We start from the raw sequence: 14,288 nt of genomic DNA, 5'->3' as shown, positions 1-14,288 counted from the left end.
CAGTGGGCTATTTCATCCCGGTATTGGCGATACCGGTTGTGATGAAGCGTTGCAGGAACACGAAGACGATCGCGACCGGAGTGAGCGTCATAACGGTCATCGCAAGAAGGTACTGCCATTGGGTCTGCAGCTCGCCCTGAAAGGCGTTGAGGCCGATCTGCAGCGTGTAGACCTCCGTTTTCGTCAGGACCGCCAGCGGCCAGAGGAACTCGTTCCACCGCCACATGATCGAGAAGATCGTCAGGACCGCGAGCGCGGGCAGCGTGAGCGGCATCACGATGCGCCAGTAGATCTGCCACTCCGATGCCTTGTCCATGCGAGCCGCCTCGATGAGGTCGCGCGGCAGCGTCAGCATGTATTGGCGCAAAAGAAAAACGCCGGTCGGCGTCGCGGCCCCCGGCAGGATCACGGCCCAGAGCGAATTGACGAGCCCGAGCTTCGTCACCACCAGATAGACCGGCACCAGGATGATGGTGATCGGTATCATCAGCGTGCCGACCACCATCAGCATCGCGGCGTTCTTGCCTTTGAACTCATAGATGGAGAGCGCATAGGCCGCCATCGAGTTGATCAGAAGCGTGATCAATGTCGCGACGATCGTCACGAAAACCGAGTTCGCGAGAAACTGCGGAAAGGCAAATCGTGCCAGCGGCTCGGTGTAGTTTTCCGTCGCCAGCGAGAACTCGCGCACCGCACTCCTCTTGTCGATGGGCACCCGGAATTGCTGGCTCGGGTCTGCGGGATCGACCATCTGCGCCTGGATGCCGACGCGGCGGACTTGCGCAAGCTCGCGCGTCGTCCCGTCCTCCATGGTCACCGTGAAGAGAGGCAACGGCTGCGGGTAGCCGGGAACCGAAATTTCCTTCTGCGACATCGGCAGAAGAGACGGCGGAAACTCCAGCAGACCGGCCTGGGTCTTGAACGACGACATGACCAGCCAGAGCACGGGACCGAACATCAGAAGAACACCGATCAGCAGGTAGGCGTAGGCCGCGATATCGGTCCAGTGCCAGCTCTTGGCCTCGCGGCGAGCGGTGAGGAGACGGCGTATGTTCATGACGGCCTCACGAGGACTTGCGCTGCGTAAAGGCAAGCTGCGCCAGGGTCAGCGCGAACAGCACGATGCCGAGCACGACGGAAGCCGCCGCAGCGAGGCCGAAATTCTGTACCTGGTTCGAGAACGCCGTCTCGTAGATGTACTGCACCACCATCAGGGTCGACGTACCCGGCCCTCCTCCGGTCAGTACGAAGACTTCGTCGAAGGTCTGCACGGCGCGGATCAGCGCCAGCACGATCACCACGATCAGATTGGGCCAGAGCAGCGGCAGGGTCAGGCGCCAGAACACCCGCCATCGCGGCGTCGCGTCCATCTCGGCGGCCTCGTAGATGTCCGCCGGAATTGCCTGCAGGCCTGCCAGCAGGATCAGCGTGTAAAACCCCATATGGGCCCAAACCGACACGAAGATCACCCAGAACATCGCCCACCCGGATTCGGTGAGAAAGAGAATTCTGTCGCCGCCAAGCGCGGTGATGGCCGCATTCAGAAGGCCGTCCCGCTGCAGGATCCATTTCCAGATCAGGGCGACCACCACGGGCGACAGAAGGACCGGAAAGAAGTAGACGGCGCGGAAGAAGCCGCGTCCCCGGATCTTCATGTTGAGCACGACGGCTGTCAAAAGCGACAACCCCACCATTGCGGCGACCTGGAAAACGGAAAATCTGAGCGTATTGAAGACGCCGCGCCAGAAATGATCCTCGCGGCACGAGCTCGGATCCACATAGGACCCGCAATCGAACAGATAGGCGTATTGGCCGGCGCCCACATAGGGACGTTCGGACGGAAACAGCGCGGGCCCGCCTGTCACCGAATAGACGAAGTTGATGCCGATGGGCGCGAAGACGAACAGGCCGAAGAAAAGGAGGTTGGGCAACAGGAAGACGTAAGGCATCCGCCTTTCGCCGATCATCCGTTGCAGCCCTGCCATGGGCCAGTCGAGGATCCGCGTGACCAGTCTCAGGACAGAGTTCGTCCCGCGCGGCTCAGCCTTTCGGCTCAACGTGTCGGACGACGTCGCTGGAGAGGGCTTTGATGAGAGGGTCATCGTGTCTCTGGCGAAGGTTGAAATGTCCCGGGCGACATCCGCCCGGGACGGTTTCAGGTTTTACTTCTTGGTGCGCTCGGCGATCTGCTGCTCGATATCCGCCGTGATACGCTTGTAGGCCTCGTCGAGCGACGACTCGCCGGCGATGGCCTGTCCAAGACGGCTGATCACCGCATTGAAGATCACGCGGTTGTGGACGTAGCCTTGCAGCTTGTTGGCGACGGGCGAGAGCTGCGACACACCTTCGCTGAACACCTTGAGCGCCGCCTTGCCCTGGGGGGACGCGTCCTTGTAGGCGAGACCCTGCTTGGCGAGGCCGAGATGACCCGGCACGAACAGCGACCGCTCGTAGAACTCGGCAGCGACCTTCTCGCTGGCGAGATATTCAATGAGGCGCGCAACTTCCTGCGGATGCTGCGTGGTCTTGATGGCGACGAGCGCGGCGCCGCCAGGCATCGGCGAGCAATTGGCCGGGCCGCACGGGGCCGCGACCGTTTCCCAATCGAAGGCGTTCCCGATGGTCTTGTCGAACTGGCCGATCTGCCAGGAGCCCGACTCATACATCGCGACCTGCGCATTCTTGAACTCGTCGTTGGCGCCGCGATAAGCGGTGCCCGCAACCGAGCCCCAGAGCTCTTTCGACATCACGCCGTTCTTGTGCCAGTCATAGACGAGCTGCGCGGCCTTCTTGAAGCCGTCATCGACGACGGCGGGCTCGCCCTTCTCGTCGAAGACTTTCGCGCCATACGAAATCGCCAGGCTGAAGAAACGGTGGCCGGAGCGGTCGATGGCGAGCGGGAACGGAGCCTGCACCTTGGTGGCGACGTCCTTCGAGGCCTTCGCCCAATCCTCCCAGGTCGATTTAGGCCCAGGCATCGCAACCTTGGCCTGTTCGAACAAAGTCTTGTTCACGAACGGGCCGGTCAGCGTGAGCTGGGTCATGAACCCCGGAATGGAGCTCTTGTCGCCCGGCAACCGCATCCATTCGAGGAAGGGTCCGAAATTCGTTTCGAAATAGGCGGGATCCTTCAGGTGAGGCCGCAGATCGAGCATGTAGCGGGCCACGCCACCGAGATCCGCGACGCGAGCGAGGTCGGGACCTTGTCCTGCTGCCAGTTGAACCGGCAGGTTCTCGTTGATGGCTTTGAACGGCACCTGATCGAGAACGATCTTGATGTCCTTGTTCTGCGCCTCGAAGCGTCGCAGCAGGTCGGACATGACCTCGCCTTCATTGCCGTCCGAATACCAGGTCATCCGCAAGGTCGTTTCCGCCTGCGCTTGGCCGACCACCAGGCTCGCCGCGAGTAGGGCGCCGCCAAGGAGCATCTTTGTGCCCTTCATCGTTTCCTCCGTTTGTTCTCTTGTTCAGATTTTGAGATTTGCTTGAATCTGTGGCGCCACCGGGGCGTCAGACCTTATCGAAGACCGGCTCTGGTGCCTGATCGGGCTCGCCTCTCCTTTCATCGGGCATTCCGCTGAGGACCAACACGGCCGGCCGTCAGCGACGAGTGGATGCGGCGATAGTTTGGCAAACGTTTGCCGAGCTGTCCAGCGCTGTTAAAGTCAGCGTTCCTGACAGACGCATCCCGAGTCTCGACAGGGCAGGCCAAAGTGGTGAACAAGGTGCCATGAACAGCAAGCGACCTCCCCGACAAGAGCCGGTCTCGTTGGCAACAGTGGCGGCCAAGGCGGAGGTGTCGATTTCTACCGTCTCCCGAATTGTAAACGGGCAAACGGGCCGGGCCTCCGCCGAGACGGTCGAGCGGGTCCAGAAGATCGTGGCGGCGCTGGGCTACCGCCCGAACCATGTGGGCCGCACCCTGCGCCGGCGGGAAAGCCGTATCGTGGCCATGCTGTCGCCCAACCTCGACAACCCGGCCATGGCGGCCGTTGCCGCTTCCGTTGAGGCAGCCCTGCGCTCGGCCGGCTATGTGATGATCCTGTGCGACACCCACGACCGGGCAGAGCTCCAGGATGAATATCTGAGTGCCATGCGCTCGCAGGTCGTGCAGGGCTATGTTCTCGTCAACGCTGTGCCGAGCGAAGGGCTGTCCGCCGCTGTCGCCCGTGGCGATCCTGTCGTCTTTGTCGGTCGCCGAAACCCCCACGGCGGGGGATCCTTTGTGGGGATCGACAACCGGCGCGCCGGGGCGGATGCCGCCGATCACCTGTGGGCGCGCGGAATCAGCGACCTTGCCGTCATCCATCCGACGCAAGGATCATCGGCGTCGCGGGATCGAGTACAGGGCTTCATCACGCGCCTTCAGGAGCTTGGCCTGCGCCACGACGCGATCCGGCAGGCGGAGGCGCCGGGGCTGTCTCATCTCGAGGTTGGGTACGCGGCGGCGAAAACGCTCGTCCAAGGACAATCGTGGCCTCGCGGCCTGTTCTGTCCGAGCGACCTGATGGCGTATGGAGCCCACCGCCTTGCGTCGGAAGAAGGCATCGATGTCCCTCGGCAATGCAGGATCGTGGGTGTCGACGACAATGCGCTGAATGCCTGGCTCGCCCCGTGGCTGACCTCGGTCCGCATTCCGTATGCCGATTTCGGCGAAAGGGTCCTGGATCAATTGCGAGCCCTGTGGTCGGGCAAAGAACCCACCGACCAGCTTCTGCCGCATGAGCTGATCGTCCGCTAATTGTTGGGCGAGTCACAGCAAGCAAGTGGTGGGCCCGCCCGGACTCGAACCGGGAACCAGACCGTTATGAGCGGCCGGCTCTAACCATTGAGCTACAGGCCCTTTTACCCAAGGGTGCTGGCTTGTAGCGGCAAATGGGGTCGCTCCGCAACGGTGTCGGCGATAAACCCGTCAGGGGCGGAAGACCTCGATCTTCTCGTCGATGCCGTCGAGGTGCTGTGGACCGAGCGGGACCGGGTTTCCCCAGAGGTGCTCGACGAAGGATTTCGACATCAGCAGCGGTTGGCCGAGCGTCTTGTTGAGATCGGCGATCCGGCTCGCGATGTTGACGTCCCGGCCGATCACGGTGAAATCCAGTCTTCGGCCCGACCCGACATTGCCGTAGGCCGCATCGCCATGATGCAGCGCGATGCCGACATTGATCGGCACTGGAAAACGCCCCTCGTTGTTCGCGGCGTGCACGCGGCGGATGCCGTTCGCGGCAGCCGACAACGCGCTTTGCGGCGCCCCGCCCGTATCGTCGCCCCGGTCCCGGAAGATCGCCAGAAGCCCATCCCCGAGATATTTCAGCACCTCGCCCCCTTCGTCTTCGATCGGCGGCACCAAACAATCGAAATAGTTGTTCAGGAGCTCGACGGCGTGTTCGGGGCTGAGGGTCGATGATATCCGCGTGTAGTCGCGCATGTCCGCGAACAGGATCGCGGAGCGGATACGCGTCACCTGGCCTCTCAGGATCGCGCCCGACAGGATGGCCTTGTGCGGTTCCTCGCCCACATAGATGCGCAGCACCTCGTCGAGCCTGCTGCTGGTGGCGCGAAGCTCGAAGACCAGGGTGAAGGAAGGGATGACCATCCGCAACACCTTCAGCGCCCGCTCATCGAACCCTTCGGGCCGGCGCGTCGCGAACGAAATGGCGTTCTTTGCTCCGCTGCTGAATTGCATCGGGATCACGAGATAGTGCCGCTGGCCGCTGGCCTTCAGTTCCACGAGAATCGGGAACATGTCGTCGGGCGTCTCCAAGAGGTCGAGGAGCAGCCACTCGCCGGTGCGGTTCACATGCGCGAAGGGGCTCGACGTGTAGATCTGCCCGCGCTGGTCGCCATGGGGTAAGTAGCGCACCACCGTCCCCTCCTCGTGCGTCCAGAAGCGGCCGATGCCTGCATATTCCGAGTGAAGCGCCTCGATGGCGGATGCCGCGCGATCGATCGGGATGCCCATTGCCCGCAGACGCTCGATGAATCCCGTCAATAGCTCGTTCTGATCGTGGATCTGTACCGCGCGCGTCACCAGCCAGTCTCGCAGCGCGATGGTCTGAGACAGGGTCTCGGGGCCGAGGCTTCGGGCGATGTCGATCGGGTCTTCGAGGGGGGCGGGGGAAAGCGTCATAAGGCCAAGGTGGGTTTCACGGCGTGGACCTGCAAGCGCGGTAGGATTGCGCTTCGAGCATAAGTGAGTTTGCGCGCCGGCACAGCTTTCGTTTTGACAGCCCCGATTGCGGGGTCTAGAGCGGCAGCTTCCTCGACAGGCCGGCAGGCCGTCGTCACGCCCGGCCGTTGAGCCCGAATCCAGGACGAACCATGTCGACGCTCGAGACCCTCTTCGTCACCAAGATCTACCGCGCCGAATTGAACGACGCGAAGCAGGCGGACCTCAACGCCGAACTCGAGGCCGCCAGCCTCTCGATCGCCGAGGATGACGAGGCGGGGCAGCGCTGGTGCGAGAAGAACGGCTATCCGGGCTACACCTCCTATGCGTCGCTGAACGACCTCCCCTGGCGCGTGCCGGCCTTCGGTCAGCTTCTCAAGCTCCTGAACACCCATGTGGCGGCCTTCTCCAAGGAGCTGGAATTCGACTTGAAGGGCCGAAAGCTCGTCCTCGACAGCCTGTGGATCAACATCCTGCCGCCGGGCGGCGTCCATACGTCCCACATCCATCCGCACTCGGTGGTGAGCGGCACCTATTATGTGACGATTCCCGACGGGGCGAGCGCCCTGAAATTCGAGGATCCGCGCCTCGGTTTCATGATGGCGGCGCCTCCGCGCAAGGCCAAGGCCCGGCCGGAGAATCGGCAATTCGCCTATGTGGCGCCGACATCCGGCACGGTGCTGCTCTGGGAAAGCTGGCTGCGCCATGAAGTGCCGGTCAACGAGGCCGAGAGCGAGCGGATCAGCATCAGCTTCAACTACGCCTGGCGCTGAAGAACGAGCCTCGCGTCTTTAGTGCCCGCGCGGGCGTTCGTGCGGCAGGAAGAACGTGAGAAGGCCGATCGCCGGCAGGAACGAGCAGATCTTGTACACGAAGCCGATGCTCGTGACGTCGGCGAGCTGACCCAGGACCGCGGCGCCAAGGCCGCCCATGCCGAAGGACAGGCCGAAGAACAGCCCGGCGATGACGCCGACCCGACCCGGCACCAGTTCGGTCGCGTAGACGAGGATCGCCGAGAAGGCCGAGGCGAGGATCAGGCCGATGATCACGCTCAGCACGCCGGTCCAGAAGAGGTTGGCGTAAGGCAGCATCAGCGTGAACGGCAAGACGCCGAGGATCGAGAACCAGATGACGTATTTTCGCCCGAACCGGTCGCCCACGGGCCCGCCGAGAAGCGTCCCCGCCGCCACCGAGAACAGGAAGACGAAGAGGTGGAACTGGGCGTCCTGCACCGAGAGCTGGAAACGGTCGATGAGATAGAACGTGAAATAGCTCGTGATGCTGGCGGTGTAGAAGTTCTTGGAGAAGGTGAGCAGCATCAGGATGGCGATCGACACCATGATCGTGCGTCGCGTGTGGACGGATCGGATCTCCGCCGGGCGGGGTCGCGAGCGCAGCACCACGAGCCGGGCCCGATACCAGAGTCCGACCCGGTAGAGCACCACCATCGCCAGCAGGGCCACGACCGAGAACCACGCGATGCTGGACTGGCCGAAAGGCACCACGATGAAAGCCGCCAGCAACGGCCCGATGGCCGTGCCCGCATTGCCGCCGACCTGGAAGAACGACTGGGCGAAGCCGTGCCGCCCGCCCGACGCCATGCGGGCGACGCGGGAGGATTCCGGATGGAAGACCGACGACCCCATGCCCACGAGACCGGCGGCCAGCAGAAGCACCCCATAGGACGAGGCCTGCGACAGCGTCAGCAATCCTACGAGCGTGAAGCCCATGCCGATCACCAGCGAAAAGGGCCGCGGCTGTTTGTCGGTGAAATAGCCTACGAGCGGCTGGAGCAGTGATGCGGTGCACTGGAAGGTGAGCGTGATGATGCCGATCTGGCCGAAATCCAGCCGATAGGCTTGCTTGAGCAGCGGGTAGATCGCCGGCAGGAGAGATTGGATCAGGTCGTTGAGGAGATGCGAAAAACTGATCGCCGCCAGAATGGGGAACGCCACTTTGTCGATCGGCGTCGGCGCGGGTGCCGCGCGTGCGATGGGCGATTTGGTATCCATTGGCGTTCTTTTTCCGGGGACTTGCGTCCCGGATAGGTTTGGCGGCGTTTCCTGGAGAATCTCTATAACGGCAACGCCGCCGCATATCTCCCCCCCGATAACGCAATGCTGGGTTGCCGAGGCGTTCTCCCCCGCTCCACGCCTCCTGGCAAACGAACGCCCGACCGCCCGCCGCCCGAGACGGGACGGCGGGACTGGCCGATGAAAGAACCTTACTCGGCTGCCTCAGCGAGTAGATCGGCGGGCGACAGACCGAGGGTCTCGGCGACACCCAGGCCATAAGCCTTGTCCGCCCGGTAGAAATGCGTGATCTGCCGCTTGACGATCTCAAGCGGCACGCCCTGCATCGCTTCGGCGATGTTGTCGAACAGCTGCTGCTTCTGGTCCGCGTTCATCAGCCGGAACAGCGCGCCGGGCTGGCTGTAATCGTCGTTGCCGACACGGTGATCGTAACGGTCCGCATCGCCCGAAATCTTCAGCGGCGGCTCGGCGAAGCGGTCGTTTTCGATCGGGCCGTTGAACGAATTCGGCTCGTAATACGCATCGCGCCGGTTGGGGATTTCGTGCAGCATGGCGCCATCCGCATGGTAATGCGCCACGGGGCAGCGCGGCCGGTTGACGGGCAGCGCTTCGTAATGAGTGCCCACGCGATAGCGGTGGGCATCCGCGTAAGCGAATATCCGGCCCTGCAGCATCTTGTCCGGCGAGAATCCGATCCCCGGCACGATGTTGGACGGCGAGAACGAGGATTGCTCGACTTCCGCGAAATAATGCTGCGCGTTGCGGTTCAGTTCGAGAATGCCGACTTCGTGCAACGGATATTCCGCATGCGGCCAGACCTTCGTGATGTCGAAGGGATTATAGGACGTCTTCTCGGCATCGGCCTCCGGCATGATCTGCACGCAGACGCGCCAACGGGGGAAATCGCCGCCCTCGATCGCCTCGTAGAGGTCCCGCTGGGCGCTCTCGCGATCGGTGGCGATCACCGCCTCGGCCTGCCGGTTGGTCCAGTTCTCGATGCCCTGGAGCGACTTGAAATGGAACTTCACCCAATGGCGCTCGCCCGCCTCGTTGATGAACGAGTAGGTGTGGGAGCCAAAGCCATGCATGGAGCGATAGCCCTGCGGCAACCCGCGATCCGAGAACAGGATCGTGACCTGATGCAGGCTCTCGGGCGACAGGCTCCAGAAATCCCACATCGCCGTGGTGCTGCGCATGTTGGTCGATGGGTGGCGCTTCTGGGTGCGGATGAAATCCGGGAATTTCACGGGATCGCGGACGAAGAAGACCGGCGTGTTGTTGCCGACCACATCCCAGTTGCCTTCTTCCGTATAGAACTTCACCGAGAAGCCCCGCACGTCACGCTCCGCATCCGCCGCGCCGCGCTCGCCTGCCACGGTCGAAAAACGCATGAAAACCTCGGTCTTCTTGCCGATTTCGGAGAAGATCCGGGCTTTCGAAAACCGGCTGATGTCCTGCGTGACCGTGAACGCCCCATAGGCGCCCGAGCCCTTGGCGTGGACGACACGCTCGGGGATGCGCTCGCGGTTCTGGTGGGCGAGCTTTTCGATCAGTTGATAATCCTGCAGCAGCAGCGGGCCGCGCGGCCCGGCGGACACCGAATTCTGATTGTCCGGAACGGGCGCGCCGGCGGTCGTAGTCATGGTGGGCTTGGACATTGGATTCTCCTCGTTGGCCGCACCATCGTCGCTCGAGTTGAATTAGTCCAATTCGATTGTCTGACGATCACGATCAGAATATCTTATCGCCATGATCACTCTGCGGCAGCTGCGTTACCTCGCGGCGATTTCCGAAACGCGGCATTTCGGCCGGGCGGCACAATTGTGCCACGTCACCCAGCCCGCCCTCTCGATGCAGATTCAGGACCTCGAGGAGAGCCTCGACGTGCAGCTCGTGGAGCGCCGCCKGGGCTCCGTTTCCCTCACCGCGGCAGGCACCGAGATCGCCCGGAAGGCCACCGCCATCCTGACGGCCGTCGCCGATCTCGAGAATTATGCCGGCCGCGAGCAACCCGTCCTCACCGGGCTTCTGCGACTGGGGATCATCCCGTCGATCGCACCCTACCTGCTGCCCCGCGTGCTGCCGGAACTGCACCGCCGCCATCCCGGTCTCGAACTGAGGATCCGCGAGACGCAGACCTCCGCGCTCGTCGAGGAACTCGCCCGGGACGATCTCGACATGATCCTCGCCGCCCTCCCCCTCGGGAGGCCGGATTTCGATGCCGTCGAGGCGTTCGAGGACCGGTTTCTCATCGCCCGGCAGGCCCGCCAGGATCGTTCCGCGAGCGACCGCGTAGATCCGACCGGAATCGCGGGCGAACAGTTGCTCTTGCTGGAGGAAGGGCATTGCCTGCGCGATCAGGCGCTCAGCGTTTGCGGCTCCCTGACGCCCGCCCTGTCGCAGGCCTTTGCGTCGTCGAGCCTCTCCACCGTGATGCATCTCGTGGCCAATGGCTACGGCATCACGCTTCTTCCCGAAATGGCCGCGGAAGTCGAAGCAACCGACCGGGTTCAGCTCGTGCGATTCGCGGCGCCTGAGCCGGTGCGGACCATCGGCCTCGCATGGCGGCGTTCCTCCACGAGGCGCGCTGACGCTGAAGCCCTGGCGGGGCTGCTGCGGGAGGTCCGCGCATGAGCGAGATCCTCTACCGCCTGAGCGTCGCCCTCGCCATCGGATTGCTGATCGGGCTCGAGCGCGGCTGGCGGCAGCGCGAAGAGGCGGAGGGCGAGCGGACCGCGGGCTTTCGCACCTACACGCTGGCGGCTTTGCTGGGAGGCGTTTCGGCGGCACTGGCTTCCTATGCGGGCCCCGTGTTTCTGGGGTTTTCGTTTTTCGCCTTCTCACTCGGATTCATTGCATTCGCGTGGCTGGAGGCGCGCGCCGAGCGCAATTTCAGCGTGACCGGCGTGGTCGCCGCCATGCTGACCTTTGCCCTCGGGGCCTACGCGGTGCTCGGAGAGGTGCAGGTCGCGGTTGCCGGCGGTGTGGCGGTGACGCTGATGCTCGCGCTCAAGCAACCGCTGCACAGCTGGCTTCGGACGCTCACCTGGATCGAGATTCGCGCGGCACTGACGCTGCTCGCCATGACGTTTCTCGCGCTGCCGTTGCTGCCCGACCGTACCGTCGATCCCTGGGGCGCCATCAACCCGGCCGAGATCTGGCTCCTCGCCATCATCATCGCCGGGATCTCGTTCGTGGGCTATGTGGCCATGCGGATCATGGACAGCCATGCGGGCATCGCCCTCGTGGCGCTGACGGGCGGGCTTGCCTCCTCGACCGCCACGACCCTGACGCTAGCGCGGCTGGCTCGTGAACAGCCGGCTGCGAGTCCGCTTGTGGCGGGCGGCATCCTGCTCTCCGGTTCGGTGATGATCGTGCGCGTGCTCGTCATCGCCAGCACCCTCAACGTGGCTTTGCTGATGCCGCTACTCTGGCCGCTCGGCATCGGGGCATTCGTTCTCCTGGCTGTGGCGGCCGTGCTGCTGTTCACGAACGGGCGCGGCGACGAGACCCATCCTAAACTCCAGATGAAGACGCCCTTCGATCTCGGAACGGCCCTGAAACTCGCGGGCCTGATCGCCCTCATCAGCCTCCTGGCCAAATGGCTCATCGCAGGAGTGGGCGAGAGCGCCCTCACCCTTCTGGCGGCCGTCTCGGGCATCGCGGATGTGGATGCCATCACCCTGTCCCTCGCCCGGCTGTCGCGCGAGAGCATCTCGGTCGTCACCGCCACCGAAAGCATTGCCATCGCGGTCGCGGTCAACACTGCCGTCAAGGCCGGAATGTCGCTGGGGCTCGGAACCCGTCGGACGGGATGGATCGTCTCAGCCGCGAGTGCTGTGGCCATCTGCGCAGGGACCGCTGCGTTCATGGCATTCGGGTAGAGAACCTGCCGCTGCTCACCGACCGGCAAAGAAAAGGCGGACCGAAGCCCGCCTTTGAAACCTAGTTGTCGAGGAAGCTTCGAAGCTTCCGGCTCCGCGACGGATGCTTGAGCTTGCGCAGGGCCTTGGCCTCGATCTGACGAATGCGCTCGCGGGTGACCGAGAATTGCTGGCCGACCTCTTCGAGGGTGTGGTCGGTGTTCATCCCGATGCCGAAGCGCATGCGCAGGACGCGCTCCTCGCGGGGCGTCAGCGAGGCGAGCACGCGGGTGGTGGTTTCGCGCAGGTTCGACTGGATGGCGGCGTCGATGGGCAGGATCGCCATCTTGTCCTCAATGAAATCGCCGAGGTGCGAATCCTCCTCGTCGCCGATCGGCGTTTCGAGCGAGATCGGCTCCTTGGCGATCTTGAGGACCTTGCGGACCTTTTCGAGCGGCATGGCGAGCTTCTCGGAAAGCTCCTCCGGGGTCGGCTCGCGGCCGATCTCGTGGAGCATCTGCCGCGACGTGCGGACGATCTTGTTGATCGTCTCGATCATATGCACCGGAATGCGGATGGTGCGGGCCTGATCGGCAATCGAGCGGGTGATCGCCTGGCGGATCCACCAGGTGGCGTAGGTCGAGAACTTGTAGCCGCGCCGGTATTCGAACTTATCGACCGCTTTCATGAGGCCGATATTGCCTTCCTGGATCAGGTCCAGGAATTGCAGGCCGCGATTGGTGTATTTCTTGGCGATCGAGATTACGAGGCGAAGATTGGCCTCGATCATTTCCTTCTTGGCCTGCCGGGCTTCGCGCTCGCCCTTCTGGACCATCAGCACGATGCGGCGGAATTCCTGGATCTCGAGACCGGTCTCGGAGGCCAGATTGTGGATCTGCTCGCGCAGGTCGTGGATCTGGTCCTTGCCCTTGGCGACGAAATCCTTCCAGCCGCGCCCGCCGAGCTTCGACACGCGCAGGACCCATTTGGGATCGAGCTCCCAGCCCTGCCAATGCTTGAGGAACTCGTCGCGGGCAACGCCGTGGCTTTCGGCGAAGCGCATCAGGCGGCCCTCATGGGAAATGAGGCGCTTGTTGATGTCGTAGAGCTGCTCGACCAGGGCTTCGATGCGGTTGTTGTTGAGCGAGAGCGACTTGACGCTCGTGACGATATCGCTCTTCAGGGTCTTGTACTTGCGCTCCTGGGCCGGGGTGAGCTGCTTGTTCTGCATGCGCTGTTCCACATGCTCGACCTGCAGGCGGCGCAGCTTCTTGTAGTTGTCGGCGATCGAATCGAAGGTCTCGAGAACGCGCGGCTTGAGCTCGCTTTCCATGGCGGAGAGCGAGACGTTGTTTTCCAGGTCGTCGTCGTCGAGATCCTCCGGCGGGGTCTCGCCCTCGGCGGTCTCACCTTCAGCCTTCTCTTCCTCGGCGTCCCCGTCGATCCGGGGGGCGCCCTTGCCTTCGGGACCCGCATAGGTGGCCTCGAGATCGATGATGTCGCGCAGGAGAACCCGGCCCTCGACCAGCTCGTCGCGCCAGATGATGATGGCCTGGAAGGTCAGCGGGCTCTCGCAGAGCCCGGCGATCATGGCCTCGCGGCCGGCCTCGATGCGCTTGGCGATGGCGATTTCGCCCTCGCGGGACAGAAGCTCGACCGAGCCCATTTCGCGCAAATACATCCGCACCGGGTCATCGGTGCGGTCGGTCGGCTCCTTGGTGGTGGTCTCGCGTACCACGACGGCGCGCGCCTGCGAGGTCTCGACGAGGTCGCCGCCTTCGGCTTCCTCCTCTTCGGCCTCGGGCTTCTCGCCCTCTTCCGCCTCTTCGGATTCGACCACGTTGATGCCCATTTCGGACAGCTGGCCGAGCACGTCCTCGATCTGCTCGGAGGAGAATTCCTCGGAAGGCAGGACCTCGTTCAGCTCGTCATAGGTCACGTACCCGCGCTTTTTCGCGAGCTTGATCATCCGTTTTACGGCGGCATCGCTCAGGTCCAGAAGAGGCCCGTCGCTCTGTTGCTCCGGAGCCGCTGTCTCGCCTTCGTCCCGTTCGGTTGCCTTCGTCGCCATGCTTTGCCCAACTCCGGCGCTCCAGCGGCTCCCTGATTGAAACCGTGATGCGCGAATGGGCGGCGAAGCGCCAAGGCCTCACCACCCGAAATCCATTCAAAACCTAAACAGTGAGTCGCTTGACTAACCGTTAAACAACCCGCTCGACCCGCATC

The 14,288-nt window shown here is 63.4% G+C and carries 11 protein-coding genes and 1 tRNA gene; 4 read left to right on the top strand and 8 right to left on the bottom strand.

The annotated features are described in order from the left end of the window. Positions 1-7 precede the first annotated feature (7 nt). From AC1DVM_RS07050 to AC1DVM_RS07040, 3 genes are read right to left on the bottom strand one after another with little or no spacing between them, the layout of a single operon-like run. Positions 8-1,057, bottom strand: coding sequence for a carbohydrate ABC transporter permease (locus tag AC1DVM_RS07050; protein WP_477253182.1), 1,050 nt, complete (start codon positions 1,055-1,057; stop codon positions 8-10). Positions 1,058-1,064: 7 nt separating this feature from the next. Beyond that, positions 1,065-2,102 (bottom strand): carbohydrate ABC transporter permease, encoded by a 1,038-nt coding sequence (locus AC1DVM_RS07045; RefSeq protein WP_477253181.1) that lies wholly within the window; start codon positions 2,100-2,102, stop codon positions 1,065-1,067. Positions 2,103-2,162: 60 nt separating this feature from the next. Next, positions 2,163-3,443, bottom strand: coding sequence for an ABC transporter substrate-binding protein (locus AC1DVM_RS07040; RefSeq protein WP_477253180.1), 1,281 nt, complete (start codon positions 3,441-3,443; stop codon positions 2,163-2,165). Between the two features lie 335 nt (positions 3,444-3,778). On the opposite strand from AC1DVM_RS07040, the gene AC1DVM_RS07035 reads away from it, so the two are divergent. After that, positions 3,779-4,741, top strand: coding sequence for a LacI family DNA-binding transcriptional regulator (locus AC1DVM_RS07035; RefSeq protein WP_477253213.1), 963 nt, complete (start codon positions 3,779-3,781; stop codon positions 4,739-4,741). Positions 4,742-4,767: 26 nt separating this feature from the next. On the opposite strand, the gene AC1DVM_RS07030 is transcribed toward AC1DVM_RS07035, so the two are convergent. Next, positions 4,768-4,843, bottom strand: a tRNA-Ile gene (locus AC1DVM_RS07030). A 69-nt stretch (positions 4,844-4,912) separates the two neighbouring features. Then, on the bottom strand, positions 4,913-6,127 hold the full coding sequence (locus tag AC1DVM_RS07025) for an adenylate/guanylate cyclase domain-containing protein (RefSeq protein WP_477253178.1): 1,215 nt from the start codon (positions 6,125-6,127) through the stop codon (positions 4,913-4,915). Between the two features lie 191 nt (positions 6,128-6,318). Between AC1DVM_RS07025 and AC1DVM_RS07020 the strand changes: the two genes are divergently transcribed. Then, a complete protein-coding gene (locus AC1DVM_RS07020; protein WP_477253177.1) occupies positions 6,319-6,939 on the top strand; it encodes a TIGR02466 family protein in 621 nt (206 codons plus the stop codon). 18 nt (positions 6,940-6,957) lie between these two features. On the opposite strand, the gene AC1DVM_RS07015 is transcribed toward AC1DVM_RS07020, so the two are convergent. After that, complete coding sequence (locus tag AC1DVM_RS07015; protein ID WP_477253175.1) at positions 6,958-8,178, bottom strand: MFS transporter; 1,221 nt, start codon at positions 8,176-8,178, stop codon at positions 6,958-6,960. A gap of 212 nt (positions 8,179-8,390) precedes the next feature. Next, on the bottom strand, positions 8,391-9,857 hold the full coding sequence (locus tag AC1DVM_RS07010) for a catalase (protein ID WP_477253173.1): 1,467 nt from the start codon (positions 9,855-9,857) through the stop codon (positions 8,391-8,393). A gap of 91 nt (positions 9,858-9,948) precedes the next feature. Between AC1DVM_RS07010 and AC1DVM_RS07005 the strand changes: the two genes are divergently transcribed. After that, positions 9,949-10,833 (top strand): hydrogen peroxide-inducible genes activator, encoded by an 885-nt coding sequence (locus tag AC1DVM_RS07005; RefSeq protein ID WP_477253171.1) that lies wholly within the window; start codon positions 9,949-9,951, stop codon positions 10,831-10,833. Beyond that, positions 10,830-12,083, top strand: a complete 1,254-nt coding sequence (locus AC1DVM_RS07000; RefSeq protein WP_477253169.1) for an MgtC/SapB family protein — start codon at positions 10,830-10,832, stop codon at positions 12,081-12,083. Before AC1DVM_RS07005 ends, AC1DVM_RS07000 begins: the two co-directional genes overlap by 4 nt. Before the next feature lie 61 nt (positions 12,084-12,144). On the opposite strand, the gene rpoD is transcribed toward AC1DVM_RS07000, so the two are convergent. Further along, positions 12,145-14,133 (bottom strand): RNA polymerase sigma factor RpoD, encoded by a 1,989-nt coding sequence (gene rpoD, locus AC1DVM_RS06995; protein ID WP_477253167.1) that lies wholly within the window; start codon positions 14,131-14,133, stop codon positions 12,145-12,147. Positions 14,134-14,288: the final 155 nt, after the last annotated feature.

The organism is Microvirga sp. P4_A5, assembly GCF_056402495.1.
Note: the sequence above shows the minus strand (reverse complement) of the source record. Positions and strands in the feature narration are given on the sequence as shown.

Coding starts and splice junctions, on each gene's coding strand:
- AC1DVM_RS07050 (WP_477253182.1), bottom strand. CDS start 1,057: ATGAACATACGCCGTCTCCTCACCGCTCGCCGCGAGGCCAAGAGCTGG.
- AC1DVM_RS07045 (WP_477253181.1), bottom strand. CDS start 2,102: ATGACCCTCTCATCAAAGCCCTCTCCAGCGACGTCGTCCGACACGTTG.
- AC1DVM_RS07040 (WP_477253180.1), bottom strand. CDS start 3,443: ATGAAGGGCACAAAGATGCTCCTTGGCGGCGCCCTACTCGCGGCGAGC.
- AC1DVM_RS07025 (WP_477253178.1), bottom strand. CDS start 6,127: ATGACGCTTTCCCCCGCCCCCCTCGAAGACCCGATCGACATCGCCCGA.
- AC1DVM_RS07020 (WP_477253177.1), top strand. CDS start 6,319: ATGTCGACGCTCGAGACCCTCTTCGTCACCAAGATCTACCGCGCCGAA.
- AC1DVM_RS07015 (WP_477253175.1), bottom strand. CDS start 8,178: ATGGATACCAAATCGCCCATCGCACGCGCGGCACCCGCGCCGACGCCG.
- AC1DVM_RS07010 (WP_477253173.1), bottom strand. CDS start 9,857: ATGTCCAAGCCCACCATGACTACGACCGCCGGCGCGCCCGTTCCGGAC.
- AC1DVM_RS07000 (WP_477253169.1), top strand. CDS start 10,830: ATGAGCGAGATCCTCTACCGCCTGAGCGTCGCCCTCGCCATCGGATTG.
- rpoD (WP_477253167.1), bottom strand. CDS start 14,133: ATGGCGACGAAGGCAACCGAACGGGACGAAGGCGAGACAGCGGCTCCG.